Here is a 19,278-nt window from a genome sequence, read left to right on the forward strand (position 1 = left end):
CAAAAAATTTAAACCCAATAAAAATGAAAAGAATAGTATGTATCTTCTTATTGTTGTGCGCAACAGTTTCACAAGCTCAAGAAAAATCATTTGAAAGAGAAGTGAGTAAAATATCAAAAAGAATAGAAAGTATTGCAAAAGAGCAGAAAGATTCTTTAAAATTAAAAGTTATTGCAATTGATAAACGATTAGAAAAAGGAGAAATTACAAAAAGTACATCAGATTCTTTAAAGAAAGAATTAGCAGCTTATCATGCAAGAAGAATCGAAAAACTAGTAAGCGAACAAGAAGCTTTATTACAATTATTAGTGCAAGATAAAACAAATGGTAAAATTGCAAGTTCAGGCGAATTTGATAAAGATTATAATGAGGAAAAAACCTTTACAATTGGTAGCAAAACCTTTATATTTAAAGATAATGAGGATTATTATGATACTCAAAAAGAGAAAAAAGAAGCTCGTGAAAAAAAATGGAGTTTTCATAAAAAATGGAACAGAAGAACTACTTCGCAGTTTGTTTTTGCAATGGGTATAAACAATACTTTAACAGATAATAATTTATCTACTTTAGGAGATGATTATCAAACTTGGCGTTCACGTTTTTACGAATTAGGTTTTACTTGGAAAACACGTTTTACAAAAGAACCTTCTCAATTGTACTTTAAATATGGTGTTTCTTTTCTTTGGAATAATTTACGATTAAAGGATAATCAAGAACATGTTAAAAATGGAGATGTGACGAATATTGAAACTAGAATTGATGAAATGTTGACAGAGAGTAGATTACGTCATGTTCAAATGAGTTTTCCAGTGCATTTAGAGTGGGATTTTTCTAGTAATAAAACATATTCTGATGGACGAAAAAGAGATGTAACTAACAACTCAGTACGTTTAGGAATTGGAGGTTTTGCAGGTTTTAAATTAGGAACAAGACAATATTTAGAATATAAAGATTCTGAAGGAGTAGAAGTGGAATCTGTACAATATGATAATTTTAATATGAATGTTTTCAATTATGGATTAAGCAGTTATGTAGGCTATAAAGATGTTAGTTTTTATGTAAAGTACGATTTGAATCCACTTTTCAAAAACACAGAAACAAGAAATATTTCAATGGGAATTCGTTTAGATTTGGATTAACAAAAAAATATTTATAATATTAAATGAATGTATGATCGCTAAATTGACATTTTGATTCAATTTTAAAATCGAAAAAAACATATAAATTCACACAAAAGTCATTGCATTTGCAATGGCTTTTGTTGTTTAAGTAAAAAACTGGTATTTTAATATAGAATTCTATCTTTAATGTTGATTATAGTAAGGAATTCGCAAAAATTAAACCAAATTCGATTTTATTTTATCAATACTAAAAAAACTTTAATTTTATCCCCATCTAAACCTTAACTAAATAGTTTAAAATGAAAATAGGAATTCCTAAAGAAATTAAAAATAATGAAAGTAGAGTAGGTATGACTCCTGCTGGTGTTTTTGCTTTAACAAATAAAAATCATACAGTATATGTACAAGCAACAGCTGGTGAAGGAAGTGGTTTTTTCGATAAAGATTATATAGATGTTGGTGCAACTATTTTACCAACAATAGAAGATGTGTATGCGAAAAGTGAAATGATTGTAAAGGTAAAAGAACCGATTGCATCTGAATATCCTCTAATTACAGAAAACCAGATTGTATTTACGTATTTTCATTTTGCTTCTAGTGAGCCTTTAACAAAAGCTATGATTGCTAGCAAAGCAATTTGTATCGCTTATGAAACTGTAGAAGATTTTGATGGCTCTTTACCATTATTAACACCAATGTCTGAAGTTGCAGGAAGAATGTCTGTACAACAAGGAGCAAAATACTTAGAAAAACCCGTAAAAGGTAGAGGAATTTTATTAGGAGGTGTTCCAGGAGTTACTCCAGGAAAAGTCTTGATTTTAGGAGCTGGAGTTGTAGGTGTACAAGCTGCAAAAATGGCAGCTGGTTTAGGTGCTCACGTTACAATTTTAGATATTAACATGAAACGTTTACGTTATGTTAATGATGTTTTACCAAGTCACGTTATTACAGGTTTTTCAAGCGAATATGTAATTAGACAACATATAAAAACACACGATTTAATAATTGGTGGAGTTTTGGTAAAAGGAGGAAAGGCGCCAAAATTAATTACAAAAGATATGTTAAAAGAAATGCGTCCAGGAACTGTGGTTGTTGATGTTGCTGTAGATCAAGGAGGTTGTTTTGAAACCACAAGAGCTACAACTCACGAAGATCCTACTTATATTATTGATGATGTTGTACATTATTGTGTTGCAAATATGCCTGGTGCTGTTCCTTTTACATCAACAATGGCGTTAACCAATGTTACACTTACCTATATTTTAAAAATAGCAAATTTAGGTTGGGAAAAAGCTTGTAAAAATGATGAATCTTTAGCTAAAGGATTAAACATTGTAAAAGGTGAAATTGTTTACAAAGAGTTAGAAGGTATTTTTAACTAAAAACGTATATAAAACCACTAATTCACGATTGATATATTTTTAAGTTTTGAATTAGTGGTTTTTTAATTAGATGAAATTAAAATCCCGTAAAAATTACTTTTCTTTTTTTTCTTCCCACTTTTTTCTAAGATCTGTTGATAAAATACTAGTTCCATCATGTTTCCAACCTGGAGGTTTTATCAAATATTTAAATTTATTTTTGAGGGATGTTTTTGAGCTGTAAAAATCTTTTAGCATATTTTTCCATTCTAAAAAAGCAATTTTTATAGGATTATAAGTATTGATGTTTGTAACCAATCCATACACAGGTTTTTCAACTTCAGGTTCAAACGTTTTAAAAAGTCTGTCCCAAATAATAAAAATACCTGCATGATTTCTATCTAAATATTGTGGATTTGTTGCATGATGAACTCTATGATGACTTGGAGTATTAAAAACAGCTTCAAACCATTTTGGCATTTTGTTAATTAATTCTGTGTGAATCCAATATTGATAAATTAGGCTAATACTCATTTGCACCAAAACCATTATAGGATGAAAACCCATTAAAATTAAAGGAAACCAAAAGATAAATGTATAAAAACTTCCAGACCAAGTTTGTCTTAAAGCAGTGCTTAAATTATATTTCTGTGAAGAATGATGCACAACATGACTTGCCCAGAACAACCTACTTTCATGACTAATTCTATGAAACCAATAATAACAAAAGTCTTCAGCAAATAATAATATAAGCCAAGCCCACCAAACAAAAGGAATCGTAAAAAATCTAAATTTATATAAAAAAAGAAATACAGCTAAAATCATTATTTTAGTAAATATGCTAATAAATACATTTCCCAAGCCCATTATAATGGAAGTACCAGCATCTTTAAATTCATAATCTTCCAATTTTACCTTTACAGTTAAAATAATTTCAAGAATTACAGTGGCTACAAAAAACGGAATTGCATAATGAATTAAGTCTGGTATTTCAGGTATTTGCATATCAGTATTTTAAATTATGTTCATAGAGATTATAGTGTAAACTTTTTAATCATAAAAAAGATGCAGTAAATATAAAAAAGTTACTATATTTGCACCCTTAAAAATAAACAATAAATTATTAATTATGAATCATTACGAAACTGTTTTCATTTTGAATCCCGTTTTATCTGACACACAGATAAAGGAGACAGTACAAAAGTTCGAGGATTATTTAGTTTCCAAAGGAGCTGAAATAATCTCAAAAGAAGATTGGGGCTTAAAGAAATTAGCCTACCCAATCCAAAAGAAAAAAAGTGGTTTTTATCACTTAATAGACTATAAAGTTGCTGGTGAGGAAATCGCTGCATTTGAGTTAGAATTTAGAAGAGATGATAGCGTTATGCGTTACCTTTCTGTTAGATTAGACAAACATGCTGCAGCTTGGGCTGAGAAAAGAAGAGAACGTGTTAAATCTACTAAAAAATAAGAAATGGCATCAATAGAACAACAAGCAAAAGGTGGTAAATCTGCTGACGTTAGATATTTAACGCCATTAGATATAGACACTAAAAAAGAAGCTAAATACTGTAGATTTAAGAAAAAAGGCATCAAATATATCGATTATAAAGATGCAGATTTCTTAATGTATTTAGTAAACGAACAAGGTAAAATTTTACCAAGACGTTTAACAGGAACTTCATTAAAATATCAACGTAAAGTTGCGCAAGCAATTAAAAGATCGCGTCATTTAGCGTTAATGCCTTACGTTGGAGATTTACTAAAATAATAAATACGTACAGACATGGAATTGATATTAAGACAAGACGTAGAAAATTTAGGATTTAAAGATGATGTTGTAGACGTTAAGAACGGATATGGTAGAAACTTTTTAATCCCATCAGGAAAAGCATCTTTAGCTACTTCATCTGCAAAGAAAGTTTTAGCAGAGAATTTAAAACAAAGAGCTTATAAAGAAGCTAAATTAATTGAAGATGCAAATGCAATTGCTGAAACAATTAAAGGATATGAATTACAAATTGCATCTAAAACTGGTTCAGGAGACAAATTATTTGGTTCTGTAAACAATATAGATTTAGCTGCAGCACTTGCAAAAGCAGGTACAGAAATCGACAAAAAGTTTATTAAAGTTGTTGGTGGTTCTGTAAAAAGATTAGGTAAATACGAAGCATCTGTAAGATTACACAGAGCTGTAGTTGCTGATATTACTTTTGATGTTGTTGCTGAATAATTTTAGAAACACATTTAAATAATTTTTTAAAAGCTCGTTAGAAATAACGAGCTTTTCTATTTTTTATTCCAACTTCCAACTTCCTATGAAATACAGACAACTTACCAAAGAACAATTCGAAAGTTTGCATCAAGAATTTGCCCTTTTCTTGGCTTCACAAAGTATTGATGTAAAAGAATGGAAAACAATTAAAGAAGAACAACCAAATGTTGCAGAAGAGGAACTAAATGTATTTTCTGATGTTGTTTGGGATGATGTTTTAACCAAAACAAACTATATAGAACACTTTTCAGAAAAATCTGCAAACTTATTTAAATGCGATGAAAATGAAATTCATAGAATTGCCATTAAAATTTCTTGGGATATTAATTTATTAGAACAAAAAGGTTTCGAATGGTTAATGCAAAACCCAATGGATAATTCTGTAGAAATTTTTAAAGGATCTAAACCTTATCATTTAGAAAGAAATCAAGAGATTTTTGATTTAATTGAAAAAGGAAGTTCTATTTCAAAAGGAGAAATTTTCGAATATTTTAGCCAGTTAATTGGTTAATCTTTTTTTATTTATAAAACTGTTTATCGATAGTTTTTAGCATTTTAACTTTACTTTAAATCATTTAAACAGCGTTTTTCTATTAAAAAATAACTTTAGACTTAATTTGTATTGTATTAATTAGTTTTATTTGATGGAAAAAAGTTTAAAGGTTTTATTGGTAGAAGATAATTTAATTGAAATAATGAAAATGAATAGAACCATTTCATTATTAAAATTAAAACATACCATATATGAATCAAAAAATGGAGAAGAAGCTTTAAAATTTCTTGAAAATAAAGAAAATATTCCTGATATAATTTTGCTAGATTTAAATATGCCAAAGATTAGTGGCCTAGAACTTCTTAAAATCATAAAAGCAAATGAAGATTTAAAACATATTCCTACTATTATTTTAACAACATCTAACAATCAGAAAGATTTATTGGAATGTTATAAAACAGGAATGTCTGGTTATGTTTTAAAGCCTTTAAAATATGAAGATTACGTTAAAAAAATAGAAACAGTTTTAGCCTATTGGAGTATAAATGAGTTGATAAAAATTTAATTTAAATATTAAATTACTTACGTACAGTTATTTATTTTTAAATTAATCTCTTAGATTTATTAATACCTTTTATTCATTAACCAAAACATTAAAAATCAATTTAAATACCTTCCTCTTAATATTATAAATAATGAAAACTGTTCAGTTAAAAAAAGTAAAAAATAAAAAATTAGAATATTTATCTGAACAAATTTTATTAAAAAAACCTTTAGTTTTGATTTTTGGTAATAGATATATGTTAGAAGATGCAATTATTTATCATGAAATCAGAGAAGAGTTTAAAGAGGGTCATCTTGTTTTTGGATCAACTTCTGGTGATATTACTTCAGATTCTGTAGACGATGAATCGATAACAATTACAGCAATTGAATTTGAAAAAAGTAATTTCGTAATAAAAACAACAGGCGTTTTAAACCCTGAAAATTTAATTAATAGCCAGAAAATCGGTAAAGAATTAATTGAACAACTACCGCAAAAAGATTTAAAATATGTTTTAATTGTTTCAGATGGTAGTTTTATAAATGGAAGTCAGCTTGCTATTGGCATGAATGCTGCAACAGAAAATAATGTATTAATTACAGGAGCTTTATGTGGAGATGGATCTAGATTTGAAAAAACGCTTACATCTTATAATGAGCAACCTAAAGAAGGCGAAATTGTAGCAATTGGTTTTTATGGTGAAACTTTAGAGGTTTCTTTTGCAACAAATGGTGGTTGGACTCCTTTTGGACCAGAAAGAATTGTGACAAAATCTAACGATAATATACTGTATGAACTTGATGGAAAGCCTGCATTAGATTTATATAAAAAATATTTAGGTGATAAATCTAAAGAATTACCTGGAGCTGCATTACTATATCCTTTAAATGTAAAATCTACTGATACCAAAAAATCTATTGTTAGAACAATTCTAAATATTAATGAGGATGAAAATTCAATGATTTTAGCAGGTGATATTTTAGAAGGTGCTAAAGTTCAGTTAATGATGACAAATGTAGATAATATTGTAAATGCTGCAGAAATAGGTGCTAAACAAGCTTTAGAAAGTAGAATTAAAAAACCAGAATTGGCAATTTTGATAAGTTGTATTGGTCGAAAATTGGTTTTAGATCAAAGAGTTGAAGAAGAAGTAGAGGAAGTTATAGAGGCAATTGGAAACGAAACTAAAATTTGCGGGTTTTATTCTTATGGAGAAATTGCACCTTTTGAAGACGAAATGAGCTGTCAACTGCATAATCAAACCATAGCAATTACCTTAATGAGCGAATAATGAATTCTCTGTTAAAAAGACAAATAAGAAAATATTTACCTGAAAATTTACATGCTAACAAAGATTTAGATGTTTTTTTAGAAGCTGTAAGTAAATCTTACGATTCTTCTGAAGAGCAATTTACTATGTTACAAAGAGCTGTAACTATTAGTTCTGAAGAGCTTTTTGAAACAAACCAACAATTAAGAGAAGAAACACAATCTCAAAAAAATATAATTTCGAAACTTAATAATGTCATAAATACTTTAAAGTTTTATGAATTAGAGGAAGTTAATAATTTAGAGAGTAAAGATTCATTAAAATTAGTAGATTTTATTGATAATCAAACTAAAGAAATTATTGAAATTAATAAAGAAAAAGACAAATTAGTAACTAGTTTAGTGAAACAAAATCAAGAGTTGAATGAATATGCACATATGATTTCTCACGATTTACAATCACCTTTGCAAAGTATAGATGCTTTAACAACATGGATTAGAGAAGATTATTTTGAAGATTTTGATAATGGAGGTAAAGAAATTTTAAACTTAATTCGAACTAATGTGGAGAAAATGGATACCCTTATCCAAGGTATTTTAGAATATTCTACAATAGGTAAAGCCGAAAAAAAACGATATGAAGTCAATTTAAATTCTTTATTAAAAATTTTAATTCCTACAATCGATAATCCTCAAAGTATAAAAATTTTAATTCCAGAAAACTTACCAACTATTTATGGAGATAAACATAGATTAGATCTTTTATTTTATAATTTGATTCATAATGCTGTAAAATTTAATAATAAAGAAAAAAATGGTTTTGTAGAGATAAATTATTATGATCAAAAAGATTTTTGGAAGTTTACAGTTAAAGACAATGGAAAAGGAATTGAGAACGAATATTTCGATAAAATTTTTGCTGCTTTTCAAAAATTAGAAAACGATAATAAATCTACAGGCATTGGTTTATCTATCGTAAAAAAAATTATAGAGGCTTACAATGGTGATATTTATATAGAGTCAACTCCAAATGTAGAAACAATTTTTACTTTTACAATAAAAAAATAATAATGGAAAAACCCAATTTAACATATATAAATAAGTTAGCCAGAGAAGATGTTTCCGTAAAAAACACTTTAATTAATGTAATAAAAGATGAGTTTCCAATAGAGGTAAAAGAGTACTATAATAGCATCGAAAAAAATAATTTTAAAGAAATTGAAGCTAATGTTCATAGAATTAAGCATAAATTTAGTATTTTAGGACTCGAAGAAAATTACGAAAACGCTAATAAATTTGAACATAACCTTCGTGAAAGTAAGATTGAAGTTATAGAGAAAGAAAAATTCGAACAAATTTTAGACGTAATTTCTGAATATTTAAAAACAATATAATTGTATTTTATTTATAAAAACTTACCAATTATAATTTAGTTTTATATTGGTTTATTTTTTTTGATTATAAGTGTTTTATTTTGATAGTAATGAATTTTAGTTTTTGAAAATTAATTTATATTAACCTAATAAATATATGTATTATGCCTCTAAAAATTTCAAAAAACAAAAGTGTTTATCATTTAAAGGGAAAAGTAAATGCGCCAGATGTAGAAACTTTTTTAACTTATTTTACTGAAAAAATTGATAAAAAAAAGAAAATAACTTTAAACATAGAAGAAGCTGAAGAAATTGACAAGAATGGTTTAAATGCTATTCAGCAATTAATGATTTTAGCAACCTCAAAAGAAAAAAACTTTTCAATAGTTGGTGGTGGCTGTAAAGAAATTTACGATCATATTTTTATAAATCAGCTTAATTAGATATAATTTCCAAAACTAAATCTTTTGTCAATGGTTTTCCATTGGCAATTTTTTTTATGTTCTCAAAAGTAAAAATAAAGTCGCAACCATTTTTATAATTAGAACAACCATAAGCCGTTTTTCCTTTTAAAACAGTTCCTGTCTTACATTTAGGACAAGAAATTTTTGATGCTGAACTTGTTTCCGTATTTTGTTGAGGCTTTTCTAATTCTTTTTTAGGTTCTAATTTCAAATTAAAATCATCATCAAAACGAATTAAACCTTCTACTTTTTTATCATTTATTACAAAACCTTTTAAGTTGGTAGTGCAATTTTTATCAATCAATCTTTTTAGTTGATTTTCAGAAACTTTCTTTCCATAAATTTCAAAAGGAATTTTAAAATTGCAATTATTTTTATATTCAGAGCAACCAAAGGCAGAAGACCCTTTTAAAAGTTGCCCTTTTTTACATTTAGGACACGTTTTACCAGCAACATTTTTATTTTTTGTTGAAGCTTTTTTTGATGATGTTTTAGTATTTGAAGTAGCAGATTGCTTCATGCTTTTGTCATTCGCAATCACAGATGAAATTCGTTTAGAAGATTTGTTAGAACGAACTTCATACACCAATTCATCCACCATCTTTTTCATATTGTTGATGAAAGTTGCTGCACTAAATTCTCCACGTTCAATTTCTTTTAAACGTTTTTCCCATCTTCCAGTAAGTTCAGCAGATTTTAGCAATTCATTATCAATAATATTAATTAAATCGATACCTGTTTGCGTTGGTAAAACTAACTTTTTCTTACGTTCAATATATTTTCTTCGGAATAAAGTTTCGATAATACTTGCTCTTGTAGAAGGTCTCCCAATTCCGTTTTCCTTCATTAATTCGCGTAAATTTTCGTCATCAACTTGTTTACCAGCAGTTTCCATGGCTCTTAATAAACTTGCTTCTGTAAAATTTCTTGGTGGCTTTGTTTCCTTTTCTAAAAAAGAAGGTTCATGAGGCCCTTTTTCACCTTTTACAAAATTGGGTAAAATTGCTTCACTATTCTTTTTATCAATCTTTTCTGCAGATTTAAAAACAACGCGCCAACCTTGTGTTAATATTTCTTTTCCTGTTGTTTTAAAAGGAATTTTTGCAGCTTTTCCTAAAATAGTTGAATTCGAAATATCTGATTCTGGATAAAAAACAGCTATAAAACGTTTGGTAATAATATCATAAACTTGCTGTTGATTGTATTGCAAGTTACTCTGAATTCCTGTTGGAATTATAGCATGGTGATCTGTAACTTTTTTATCATCAAAAACACGTTTGGTTTTCTTTATTTTCTTTCCTAAAAGAGGTTGTGTAAGTTCGCTGTAATTTGTTAATTTCGATAAAATTCCATGAACTTTTGGATACATATCATTGGGTAAAAAAGTTGTATCAACTCTTGGATATGTAACTACCTTCATTTCATATAACTTCTGAACAATTTTCAAAGTTTCATCCGCAGAAAAACCGAATTTATTATTGCCATAAACCTGTAAACCTGTTAAATCGAATAATTTAGGAGCGTAATCTTTCCCCTTTTTTTTGGTAACAGAAACAATTTCAAAGTCAGATTCTTTAACTTTATCAGCTAAAAGTTGCCCATCTTCTTTTTTTAGAAAACGTCCATCTTCGTAATTAAAAAGTGTGTCTCTATACGTAGTTTGAAGTTCCCAATAAGGTTCTGGTTTAAAGTTTTGAATTTCCAAATAACGATTTACCAACATTGCTAGAGTAGGAGTTTGCACTCTACCAACAGATAAAACCTGCTTGTAACCACCAAATTTTACAGTGTACAATCTGGTTGCATTTAAACCCAAAAGCCAATCTCCAATAGCTCTAGAGAAACCTGCATAGTATAAATTATCATATTTTGTGGAAGATTCTAAATTATTAAAACCTTCTTTAATTGCTTCTTCTGTTAATGAAGAAATCCACAAACGTTGCACCTCACCTTTATAACCACATTGGTTAATTACCCATCTTTGAATGAGTTCTCCTTCTGTTCCTGCATCCCCACAATTTATAACTACAGTTGCTTTATCAAACAAAGATTTTACAATATTGAACTGTTTTCTAATACCTGCATCTCCAGTAACTTTTGTATCAAAACGTTCTGGTAACATTGGCAAATTGTTCAAATCCCAACTTTTCCAGTGAGGTTTGTAGTCTTTAGGTTCTAAAAGCGTGCACAAATGCCCAAAAGTATAAGTTACAGCATAACCATTCCCTTCGTAGAAACCATCACGTTTTGTGTTGGCTCCTAGAATGTTAGCGATTTCTCTTGCTACACTTGGCTTTTCTGCAATACAGACTTTCATTGGTTATTTTTGTGAACTCGAAAATAGGCAAATAAATGTGAAATTTAATTAGCTTATTATATGGAATAAAAGATTAGTTATTAACATATTATTAAATTTAGTGTTTCATTTAAAATATTTTTTGTTTTTATAGTATAGAGAAGAGTATTTCTAGAAGAACTAGATTTATTAAAAGTCTTTATAGTATTAAATATGGTAAATTTAGAAATTAATGAATTATTAAAATGTTTAAATAATTCCAAATCATTATTAAGTGATGCTGATTATTTGTTTAAAGATAATCGTTTTGCTAGAGCTTATTCAATCTATAGATTATCTATAGAAGAAAATCAAATATCAAATATGTTAATTTATTTAATTATTGAGAAACCTATAAATAAAGATTTTAGTATAGAAGATGAATCATTTTTTAAAAATATTTTCACTGACCACTTATTAAAAATTAAATTTTCTTTGATAGAAGATTGTGTTTTTTTTGATTTTTTTGAAAAATATAGTATTAAACAGCACAAAATAAAAAAACAAATTTTAAGTCAAATATCAAACCCTAGACAATTAGATATTTTTAAACAATATGGACTTTATGCACATTTGATTAATAACAAAATTAGACTACCATCCGATTTTATTTCCAAAAATAAATGTTATAAGATTCAACAAGAATCTAAATTAAGCTTATCAAAATCAAGGACTTTTGTCGAAATGTTTTTAACTAGTCCAGAAGTTTTTATTAGAAAAATAACAAATATGGATTTTTCAATTTACAGATAATGTGAAGTTCTTAAATAGTTTTTATTAAACCTTATTCTAATTATTAGATTTTTATATACTATGAATAATTATAATGATTTCTATTTATTTTTTTTGTTGAAGATCCTTCAGTTATTTAAAACCTGAAGGATTTTATTTATTTTAATTTTAAAAGTTCTTTTTTAACATCTTCCCAAGAAACTTTTTTCTTTTTATTTGACTCATTAATTCCTTGTTGTATTTCATTTTTTTGATAATCAGTTAAGTCATCCCAAGAATCTGTTTTTTCTACTTTATTGCTCATTTTATAAATATAAGAATTATTATTTTACTTCACCAAAGCCAATTGAATTCTCTTCCTAACAACATCAACCTCTAAAACTTTTACAATAATTTGTTGTTGCAAATTAACGATTGCATTTACATCTTTTACAAACGTATCAGACAAATTAGAAATGTGAATTAAGCCACTTTCTTTAATACCAATATCTACAAAACAACCAAAATTTGTAATATTATTTACTATTCCTGGTAAAAGTTGACCTGTTTTTAAATCAGCAATAGTTTTAATATTTGCATCAAAAGAAAATACTTTTGCTTTTTCTCTTGGATCTAAACCTGGTTTTTCTAATTCCTTCACAATGTCTTGTAACGTTGGCAAACCTATGGTTTCAGAAACATAATGTTGCAAATTTATTTTTTGAAGGATGTCTTTATTTCCAATCAAATCAGCAATATTTATTTTTAAATCTTTGGCTATTTTATCAACCAAAACATAACTTTCAGGATGCACAGCAGAATTATCTAAAGGATTTTTTCCGTTCTTAATTCTCAAAAAACCAGCAGCTTGTTCAAAAGCTTTTCCTCCTAATCTTGGCACTTTTTTAATTTCTTTTCTCGAAGTAAAAGAGCCTTTTTCATTTCTATAGTTTACGATGTTTTCTGCCAATTTTGGTCCAATTCCTGACACATAACTTAACAAAGATTCACTAGCAGTATTAATGTTTACGCCAACAGTATTTACACAACTTTCCACAGTTGTATCTAAAGACTTTTTTAATTTTGTTTGATCAACATCATGTTGATATTGGCCAACTCCAATCGATTTTGCATCAATCTTAACCAACTCAGCCAAAGGATCTTGCAATCTACGTCCAATAGAAACAGAACCACGAACAGTAACATCGTAATTTGGGAATTCGTCTCTTGCAATTTTAGAAGCTGAATAAATAGAGGCTCCAGCCTCACTCACCACAAAAACATCAACTTTATCTTTAAAGAAAATTTTTTTCACCAATTCTTCTGTTTCTCTTGAGGCTGTTCCATTTCCGATTGCAATCGCATCAATTTTATAAGCATCAACCAAAGAACCTATTTTTTTTATTGCTTCATTTGTTTGATTTTGAGGTTGATGAGGATATATGTTTTCATTATGTAGTAAATCTCCTTGTTCATTTAAACAAACCAATTTACAGCCAGATTTAAAACCAGGATCGATTGCCAAAACACGTTTTTCACCCAAAGGTGAACCTAATAATAATTGTTTTAAGTTTTTGGTGAAGACATTTATAGCATCTTCATCTGCCTTTTCTTTAGCAATTGAGAGAGCTTCATTTGATAAAGAAGGAAACAACAAACGTTTATACGCATCTTGAATTGCGAATTCAATTTGTGCTGAACAATTATTTTGAGATTTAATAATTCTATTTTCAATTCTTTGCAAGATTCTTTCTGAATCAATTTCAATTTTTACGCGGATAAAACCTTCATTTTCTGCTCTTAAAATTGCTAATAATCTGTGTGAAGGAATATTTTTTAAAGCTTCATTCCAATCAAAATAATCTTTGAATTTTTGCGCTTTTTCTTCATCAATTTTACTCTTTATTATTTTTGATGAAATGGTTGCAAAACGTTCTAATTCTCTTCTAATATTATTTCTGATATCTGTTCTTTCGTTAATCCATTCTGCAATAATAAAACGAGCGCCTTCCATAGCATCATCAATAGTGGCAACTTCTTTTGATGTATATTTTGAGGCAGTTTGTTCTAAATTATTCACATTCTGACTCATTATCATTTTTGCCAAAGGTTCTAAACCTTGTAAACGAGCAGTTTCTGCTTTGGTTTTTCTCTTTTTCTTAAAAGGTAAATACAAATCTTCTAAAGATATGAAGTCTTGTGAATTATGTATTTTTTGTGATAATTCTGTAGTTAAAACATTTTGTTCTTCTAATGTTTTTAAAATTGATATTTTACGTTTTTCTAAGGCTTCAAAAAGCTCTTTAAATTTTACAATTTCGCCAATTTGAACTTCATCTAAATTGCCAGTAATTTCCTTTCTGTATCTGCTGATAAAGGGAATTGTAGCATCTTCATTTAAAAGAGAAATCGTATTTTCTACAGATTTTGATGAAAGTTGTGTTTGTTGAATTATATATGGAAGAATTTGCATTTTTATATTTGAATTTTATCAGAAAAAAGAAACCTCATAAAATAATTTATGAGGTTGTAAATATAGTTTTATTTTGTCTTTTTAAGATGATATTACTTTCTCAAAAGCCAATCTTTTTGCATTGTAATTGGTGTAAATTATTCCACAATATTGGTAGCCCAATTTTTTAATTAAAGATTGCATACCCATATTTTCTTCATGTGTATCAATCTTTAAACTTTTGATGTTTTTTTCTTCTAATTGCAAGTGAAATTCGTGAAATAAAAATGTAGCTAAACCAAATTTTCTGAATTCTTTTTTGATTGCCATTCTGTGAATTACGCCATAAATTTCGTCTTCAGAAATGATCCATTTTCCATCAAAAACTTCTTTATACGTTGGTTCTTTTCTTAAGGTAAACATAGAGGTTGCCATAATTTTATTTTTATCATTTACAACCACATAACTTTCGCCTTTATTAATATCATTTTCAATTTGCTCAGCATTTGGATAGCCATTTTGCCATTGATCGATGTTTTGAGAAGCCAAATAAGCTTTTGCGTCATCAATAATGGTCATGATATTGGGAATATCATCAAACGTAGAAAGTCTTATTTTCATCAGAAAAAATTATATCATTTTAAAATCTAACAACAATTCGTCATTTATAGAACACTGTAAATGGTCTCCTTTAAAAATTTCTCCTTTTCCTAAAGCAGGAGTTCCTGTAAAAATTAAATCTCCAGGTTGCAAAGTCATATATTTAGAAATAAACACAATAATATCAGCAAAATCATTTATCATATAAGCTGTATTACTTCTTTGTTTTTCTTCGCCATTAATTTTTAAATCGAAATTAATATCGTCTAAATTTGGGTATTCAGCAATCGATTTAAAGCTAGAAATTGGTGCAGCACCATCAAAACCTTTGGCAAAATCCCAAGGATGTTTTGTTTCTCTGGCATCATTTAAAAGGTCTGTTGCTGTATAATCGATTCCAACAGCAATTTCAGAAATGTAAGAATTAGCAGTTTCTTTGGTAATGTTTTTTCCTTCTTTCCCTATTTTGATAACCAATTCAATTTCGTAAATTAATTCGTTGGTAATATCACTTGGATACACAACATCACAATTTACAGCCAAACTGCTTTCTGGTTTAGAAAAAATAAACTTTTTAGCTTTCTTTTTCTCTTCAAGATCCTTTAAATCTGATACGTAATTACTACCAATTCCTAATATTTTCATTGTATTTATTTTTTAAAATTTTAAATAAAAAGCCATAAATTATCAATTTCAAAGTTGATGAATTTATGGCTAAAATAATTTATTTTAAGAATTTTCTAAGCTGTAACAGCTTCTTTTTTCTTTTTTGATGAAATTTCCACAACTTCTTGATTGTGTAAAATATCTTTGATGGTCTGTCTTTTTCTGATTAAATAATCTTTGCCATCAACAATCATTACTTCTGCAGGTAAATATCTTGAATTGTAATTTGATGCCATTGAAAAGCAATACGCTCCTGCATTATGGAAACACAAAACATCTTCTTCCGAAATTTCCGAAATTCTTCTGTTAGAGGCAAACGTATCTGTTTCACAAATATAACCAACAACTGAGTAATAGCGATCTCTTCCTGCTGGGTTAGAAATGTTTGTAATATGATGATGAGAGTTGTACATCATTGGTCTTACTAAGTGATTAAAACCAGAATCTACATGTGCAAAAACTGTAGAAGTAGTTTGTTTTACAACATTTACTTTTGCTAAAAATACACCAGCTTCAGAAACTAAAAACTTTCCTGGTTCAAACATTAATGTAATGTCTTTACCATATTCAACACAAAATTCGTTGAATCTTTCTGATAATTGCACACCTAATTGCTCAATATCCGTAGAAATATCTCCTTCTTTATAAGGTACTTTAAAACCACTTCCAAAATCTATAAAATCTATATTTTCGAATTGTTTAGCAACATCAAATAAAATTTCTGTAGCACGTAAAAAAGTATCAATATCTAAAATATCAGAACCTGTGTGCATGTGAATTCCATTGATATTCATTTTTGTGTTTTCTACAACACGTTTAATATGAGGAACTTGGTGAATAGAGATTCCAAATTTAGAATCGATATGACCCACAGAAATCTTAGAATTTCCACCAGCCATAATATGTGGATTTATTCTTACACAAACAGGAATTTCTGGATGTTTTTGACCAAAAGATTCTAGAATAGAAAGATTATCAATATTAATTTGAACCCCTAATTTAGCAACTTCTTCAATTTCTGTTAAAGAAACGCCATTTGGTGTGTAAATTATTTTCTTCGGATCAATTCCTGTTGTTAAACCCAACTGAACTTCTTGATAAGAAACCGTATCTAAACCAGCACCTAAATTTTTAAAGAATTTTAAAATATTGATGTTCGAAAGTGCTTTTACAGCATAATTCAATTTTAAGTTTTTAACACTGCTAAAAGCGCTTGTTAATCTGTTGTATTGAGATTCAATTTTATCTGTATCATATACATATAAAGGACTTCCGTATTTATTTGCTAATTCTAAAAGTTGTGTATTTTCCACGTTGTTTTGATTTTATTACTGGCTTCAAAAGTAACTATTTTGTTTAATAAACTATGTTTTGTTTAAAAATATAACATATTGTTTTTTTTTGTGATTTTTCATCATTTTTTAATGATGAAATATTGAACTTGATTGAGTATCATTTACTAAAAAAAGTCGTTGAAATACTGTTGATAACTAATTAAAGTTACTGTTTTATTTTTCTACTGATAATACTATATTGTCGAGTACTTTAAACCTAATCACAGTAAGGATTTTTATGAGTGAAGAAACAAAATATACAGAAGATAATATTAGATCATTAGACTGGAAAGAGCATATTAGAATGCGACCAGGAATGTATATTGGTAAATTGGGAGATGGCTCTTCTGCAGACGATGGAATTTACATTTTAGTAAAAGAAGTGTTGGATAATTCCATTGATGAATATGTAATGGGCGCAGGAAAAACCATCGAAATTTCCATTCACGGAAGTAAAGTTACAGTACGTGATTATGGACGTGGAATTCCTTTAGGGAAAGTAGTTGATGTGGTTTCCAAGATGAATACTGGTGGTAAATACGATTCTAAAGCCTTTAAAAAATCTGTGGGTTTAAATGGAGTTGGTACAAAAGCAGTAAATGCACTTTCTTCTTATTTTAGAGTAGAATCTTCACGTGAAGGAAAATCTGCTTCTGCTGAATTTAGCCAAGGTAATTTAGAAAATCAAGAATTTTTAGAAGAAACATCAAGAAGAAAAGGAACCAAAGTTTCTTTTATTCCTGATGAAGAAATTTTTAAAAAATACAAATACAGAAACGAGTATGTAGCAAAAATGCTAAAATACTATGTGTATTTAAATCCAGGTTTAACCATTATTTTTAATGGAGAAAAGTTTTTTTCAGAAAATGGATTGAAAGATTTATTAGAAGATAATAACAACCAAGAAGATTTATTATACCCAATAATTCATTTAAAAGGCGATGATATTGAGGTTGCAATTACACACAGTAAAACGCAATATTCAGAGGAATATCACTCTTTTGTAAATGGACAATATACAACACAAGGAGGAACGCATCAAGCTGCTTTTAGAGAAGCTATTGTAAAAACGATTCGTGATTTTTACGGAAAAAATTTTGAAGCTTCAGATGTTCGTAAATCCATAATTTCTGCAATTGCTATTAAAGTGATGGAACCTGTTTTTGAAAGTCAGACAAAAACTAAGTTGGGTTCTACAGAAATGGGTGATGATTTGCCAACAGTAAGAACATACATTAACGATTTTGTAAAAACAAAGCTGGATAATTTTCTGCATAGAAATACTGAAATTGCAGATAAACTTCAAAAGAAAATTGTTCAAGCAGAAAAAGAGCGAAAAGAATTATCAGGAATCAGGAAATTAGCAAGAGATAGAGCAAAAAAAGCAAGTTTACACAACAAGAAATTACGTGATTGTAGAGTTCATTTAGGAGATATTAAAAAAGATAATTATTTAGAATCAACGTTATTTATAACAGAGGGAGATTCTGCATCTGGTTCTATTACAAAATCACGAAACGTAAATACACAAGCCGTTTTTAGTTTAAAAGGAAAACCTTTAAATTCTTATGGCTTGAGTAAAAAGATTGTGTACGAAAATGAAGAATTCAATTTATTGCAAGCCGCTTTAAATATTGAAGATGGGTTAGAAGATTTACGTTATAATAATATTGTAATTGCCACAGATGCCGATGTTGATGGAATGCACATTCGTTTGTTATTGATTACATTTTTCTTGCAATTTTTCCCAGAATTAATAAAAGAAGGACATTTATTTATTTTAGAAACACCTTTGTTTAGAGTAAGAAACAAAAAACAAACTTTTTATTGTTATTCTGATGAAGAAAAACGAGAAGCCATAGAGAAATTAAGAGGAAAACCAGAAATAACTCGATTTAAAGGTTTGGGTGAAATTTCGCCAAATGAATTTGTGCATTTTATAGGTGATGATATTCGTTTAGATCCTGTAATGCTTGATAAAGAAATGTCGATTGAACAAATGTTGCAGTTTTATATGGGCAAAAATACACCTGATAGACAGAAGTTTATTATTGATAATTTAAAAGTTGAGTTGGATACTATTGAGGAGGAAAGCCTATCCTAAATCCTTTCCCAAGGAAAGGACTTTTAGCAAGGTTATGGAATTGGAGGTGCCAAATTGACTCCTCCAAATCTCATAAAGACCTCACAGGTTTTTAAAACCTGTGAGGTCTGAAATACGAAAATCTTGAGGTCGCAATTTGCGTCATCAAAATTCAAATTAAAGTTTAAGATGCCAAA

Annotated in this window: 20 protein-coding genes; 13 read left to right on the top strand and 7 right to left on the bottom strand. The window is 28.3% G+C overall.

Going from position 1 to position 19,278, the window contains the following annotated elements:
• Positions 1–23 precede the first annotated feature (23 nt).
• Both LPB03_RS02430 and ald read left to right on the top strand, forming a co-directional pair.
• Complete coding sequence (locus tag LPB03_RS02430; protein ID WP_065318101.1) at positions 24–1,139, top strand: hypothetical protein; 1,116 nt, start codon at positions 24–26, stop codon at positions 1,137–1,139.
• 281 nt (positions 1,140–1,420) lie between these two features.
• A complete protein-coding gene (gene ald, locus LPB03_RS02435; RefSeq protein WP_065318048.1) occupies positions 1,421–2,503 on the top strand; it encodes an alanine dehydrogenase in 1,083 nt (360 codons plus the stop codon).
• Positions 2,504–2,596: 93 nt separating this feature from the next.
• Here the strand turns inward: ald and LPB03_RS02440 are convergent, their stop codons facing one another.
• On the bottom strand, positions 2,597–3,487 hold the full coding sequence (locus LPB03_RS02440) for a sterol desaturase family protein (RefSeq protein ID WP_065318047.1): 891 nt from the start codon (positions 3,485–3,487) through the stop codon (positions 2,597–2,599).
• A 124-nt stretch (positions 3,488–3,611) separates the two neighbouring features.
• Between LPB03_RS02440 and rpsF the strand changes: the two genes are divergently transcribed.
• From rpsF to LPB03_RS02485, 9 genes are all read left to right on the top strand, one after another.
• Positions 3,612–3,953, top strand: a complete 342-nt coding sequence (rpsF, locus tag LPB03_RS02445) for a 30S ribosomal protein S6 (RefSeq protein WP_065318046.1) — start codon at positions 3,612–3,614, stop codon at positions 3,951–3,953.
• A 3-nt stretch (positions 3,954–3,956) separates the two neighbouring features.
• The gene (rpsR, locus tag LPB03_RS02450; protein ID WP_026777666.1) at positions 3,957–4,253 is read left to right on the top strand and encodes a 30S ribosomal protein S18; all 297 of its coding nucleotides are present in this window, start codon (positions 3,957–3,959) and stop codon (positions 4,251–4,253) included.
• A 15-nt stretch (positions 4,254–4,268) separates the two neighbouring features.
• Entirely contained in the window at positions 4,269–4,715 is a 447-nt protein-coding gene (rplI, locus tag LPB03_RS02455; RefSeq protein ID WP_065318045.1) for a 50S ribosomal protein L9, read from the top strand.
• 85 nt (positions 4,716–4,800) lie between these two features.
• The gene (locus LPB03_RS02460) at positions 4,801–5,268 is read left to right on the top strand and encodes a DUF6495 family protein (RefSeq protein WP_065318044.1); all 468 of its coding nucleotides are present in this window, start codon (positions 4,801–4,803) and stop codon (positions 5,266–5,268) included.
• Positions 5,269–5,401: 133 nt separating this feature from the next.
• The gene (locus tag LPB03_RS02465; RefSeq protein WP_065318043.1) at positions 5,402–5,815 is read left to right on the top strand and encodes a response regulator; all 414 of its coding nucleotides are present in this window, start codon (positions 5,402–5,404) and stop codon (positions 5,813–5,815) included.
• Positions 5,816–5,945: 130 nt separating this feature from the next.
• The gene (locus LPB03_RS02470; RefSeq protein WP_065318042.1) at positions 5,946–7,085 is read left to right on the top strand and encodes an FIST signal transduction protein; all 1,140 of its coding nucleotides are present in this window, start codon (positions 5,946–5,948) and stop codon (positions 7,083–7,085) included.
• Positions 7,085–8,131 carry a sensor histidine kinase gene (locus tag LPB03_RS02475; RefSeq protein ID WP_065318041.1) on the top strand — a complete coding sequence of 349 codons (1,047 nt, stop codon included), beginning with the start codon at positions 7,085–7,087 and terminating at the stop codon, positions 8,129–8,131. The genes LPB03_RS02470 and LPB03_RS02475 overlap by 1 nt, the downstream gene beginning before the upstream one ends.
• Before the next feature lie 2 nt (positions 8,132–8,133).
• On the top strand, positions 8,134–8,457 hold the full coding sequence (locus LPB03_RS02480) for a histidine kinase (protein ID WP_065318040.1): 324 nt from the start codon (positions 8,134–8,136) through the stop codon (positions 8,455–8,457).
• A gap of 143 nt (positions 8,458–8,600) precedes the next feature.
• A complete protein-coding gene (locus LPB03_RS02485; RefSeq protein WP_065318039.1) occupies positions 8,601–8,879 on the top strand; it encodes an STAS domain-containing protein in 279 nt (92 codons plus the stop codon).
• Here LPB03_RS02485 and LPB03_RS02490 read toward each other — a convergent pair.
• A complete protein-coding gene (locus tag LPB03_RS02490) occupies positions 8,872–11,217 on the bottom strand; it encodes a type IA DNA topoisomerase (RefSeq protein ID WP_065318038.1) in 2,346 nt (781 codons plus the stop codon). The two genes, LPB03_RS02485 and LPB03_RS02490, sit on opposite strands and share 8 nt — an antisense overlap.
• 192 nt (positions 11,218–11,409) lie before the next feature.
• Between LPB03_RS02490 and LPB03_RS02495 the strand changes: the two genes are divergently transcribed.
• On the top strand, positions 11,410–11,988 hold the full coding sequence (locus LPB03_RS02495) for an AbiV family abortive infection protein (RefSeq protein ID WP_065318037.1): 579 nt from the start codon (positions 11,410–11,412) through the stop codon (positions 11,986–11,988).
• A gap of 136 nt (positions 11,989–12,124) precedes the next feature.
• Here LPB03_RS02495 and LPB03_RS16565 read toward each other — a convergent pair whose 3' ends face one another.
• The 5 genes from LPB03_RS16565 to lysA all read right to left on the bottom strand — a co-directional run bounded on the left by LPB03_RS16565 (position 12,125) and on the right by lysA (position 16,977).
• A complete protein-coding gene (locus LPB03_RS16565; RefSeq protein WP_157579349.1) occupies positions 12,125–12,271 on the bottom strand; it encodes a hypothetical protein in 147 nt (48 codons plus the stop codon).
• Positions 12,272–12,295: 24 nt separating this feature from the next.
• Positions 12,296–14,419, bottom strand: a complete 2,124-nt coding sequence (locus tag LPB03_RS02500; RefSeq protein WP_083186966.1) for a Tex family protein — start codon at positions 14,417–14,419, stop codon at positions 12,296–12,298.
• An 81-nt stretch (positions 14,420–14,500) separates the two neighbouring features.
• Positions 14,501–15,019, bottom strand: a complete 519-nt coding sequence (locus LPB03_RS02505; RefSeq protein WP_065318036.1) for a GNAT family N-acetyltransferase — start codon at positions 15,017–15,019, stop codon at positions 14,501–14,503.
• 9 nt (positions 15,020–15,028) lie between these two features.
• Positions 15,029–15,643 carry a fumarylacetoacetate hydrolase family protein gene (locus LPB03_RS02510; RefSeq protein ID WP_065318035.1) on the bottom strand — a complete coding sequence of 205 codons (615 nt, stop codon included), beginning with the start codon at positions 15,641–15,643 and terminating at the stop codon, positions 15,029–15,031.
• Positions 15,644–15,738: 95 nt separating this feature from the next.
• Entirely contained in the window at positions 15,739–16,977 is a 1,239-nt protein-coding gene (lysA, locus tag LPB03_RS02515; RefSeq protein WP_065318034.1) for a diaminopimelate decarboxylase, read from the bottom strand.
• A gap of 259 nt (positions 16,978–17,236) precedes the next feature.
• Here lysA and LPB03_RS02520 point away from each other — a divergent pair, with 259 nt between their 5' ends.
• Positions 17,237–19,102 carry a DNA topoisomerase IV subunit B gene (locus LPB03_RS02520; protein ID WP_065318033.1) on the top strand — a complete coding sequence of 622 codons (1,866 nt, stop codon included), beginning with the start codon at positions 17,237–17,239 and terminating at the stop codon, positions 19,100–19,102.
• Positions 19,103–19,278: the final 176 nt, after the last annotated feature.

It is taken from the genome of Polaribacter vadi, from assembly GCF_001761365.1.
Classification (GTDB): domain Bacteria; phylum Bacteroidota; class Bacteroidia; order Flavobacteriales; family Flavobacteriaceae; genus Polaribacter; species Polaribacter vadi.

Bases quoted from the DNA above. Each gene is read 5' to 3' on its own strand.
- LPB03_RS02430 (WP_065318101.1), top strand. From the start codon at position 24: ATGAAAAGAATAGTATGTATCTTCTTATTGTTGTGCGCAACAGTTTCA.
- ald (WP_065318048.1), top strand. From the start codon at position 1,421: ATGAAAATAGGAATTCCTAAAGAAATTAAAAATAATGAAAGTAGAGTA.
- LPB03_RS02440 (WP_065318047.1), bottom strand. From the start codon at position 3,487: ATGCAAATACCTGAAATACCAGACTTAATTCATTATGCAATTCCGTTT.
- rpsF (WP_065318046.1), top strand. From the start codon at position 3,612: ATGAATCATTACGAAACTGTTTTCATTTTGAATCCCGTTTTATCTGAC.
- rpsR (WP_026777666.1), top strand. From the start codon at position 3,957: ATGGCATCAATAGAACAACAAGCAAAAGGTGGTAAATCTGCTGACGTT.
- rplI (WP_065318045.1), top strand. From the start codon at position 4,269: ATGGAATTGATATTAAGACAAGACGTAGAAAATTTAGGATTTAAAGAT.
- LPB03_RS02460 (WP_065318044.1), top strand. From the start codon at position 4,801: ATGAAATACAGACAACTTACCAAAGAACAATTCGAAAGTTTGCATCAA.
- LPB03_RS02465 (WP_065318043.1), top strand. From the start codon at position 5,402: ATGGAAAAAAGTTTAAAGGTTTTATTGGTAGAAGATAATTTAATTGAA.
- LPB03_RS02470 (WP_065318042.1), top strand. From the start codon at position 5,946: ATGAAAACTGTTCAGTTAAAAAAAGTAAAAAATAAAAAATTAGAATAT.
- LPB03_RS02475 (WP_065318041.1), top strand. From the start codon at position 7,085: ATGAATTCTCTGTTAAAAAGACAAATAAGAAAATATTTACCTGAAAAT.
- LPB03_RS02480 (WP_065318040.1), top strand. From the start codon at position 8,134: ATGGAAAAACCCAATTTAACATATATAAATAAGTTAGCCAGAGAAGAT.
- LPB03_RS02485 (WP_065318039.1), top strand. From the start codon at position 8,601: ATGCCTCTAAAAATTTCAAAAAACAAAAGTGTTTATCATTTAAAGGGA.
- LPB03_RS02490 (WP_065318038.1), bottom strand. From the start codon at position 11,217: ATGAAAGTCTGTATTGCAGAAAAGCCAAGTGTAGCAAGAGAAATCGCT.
- LPB03_RS02495 (WP_065318037.1), top strand. From the start codon at position 11,410: ATGGTAAATTTAGAAATTAATGAATTATTAAAATGTTTAAATAATTCC.
- LPB03_RS16565 (WP_157579349.1), bottom strand. From the start codon at position 12,271: ATGAGCAATAAAGTAGAAAAAACAGATTCTTGGGATGACTTAACTGAT.
- LPB03_RS02500 (WP_083186966.1), bottom strand. From the start codon at position 14,419: ATGCAAATTCTTCCATATATAATTCAACAAACACAACTTTCATCAAAA.
- LPB03_RS02505 (WP_065318036.1), bottom strand. From the start codon at position 15,019: ATGAAAATAAGACTTTCTACGTTTGATGATATTCCCAATATCATGACC.
- LPB03_RS02510 (WP_065318035.1), bottom strand. From the start codon at position 15,643: ATGAAAATATTAGGAATTGGTAGTAATTACGTATCAGATTTAAAGGAT.
- LPB03_RS02520 (WP_065318033.1), top strand. From the start codon at position 17,237: ATGAGTGAAGAAACAAAATATACAGAAGATAATATTAGATCATTAGAC.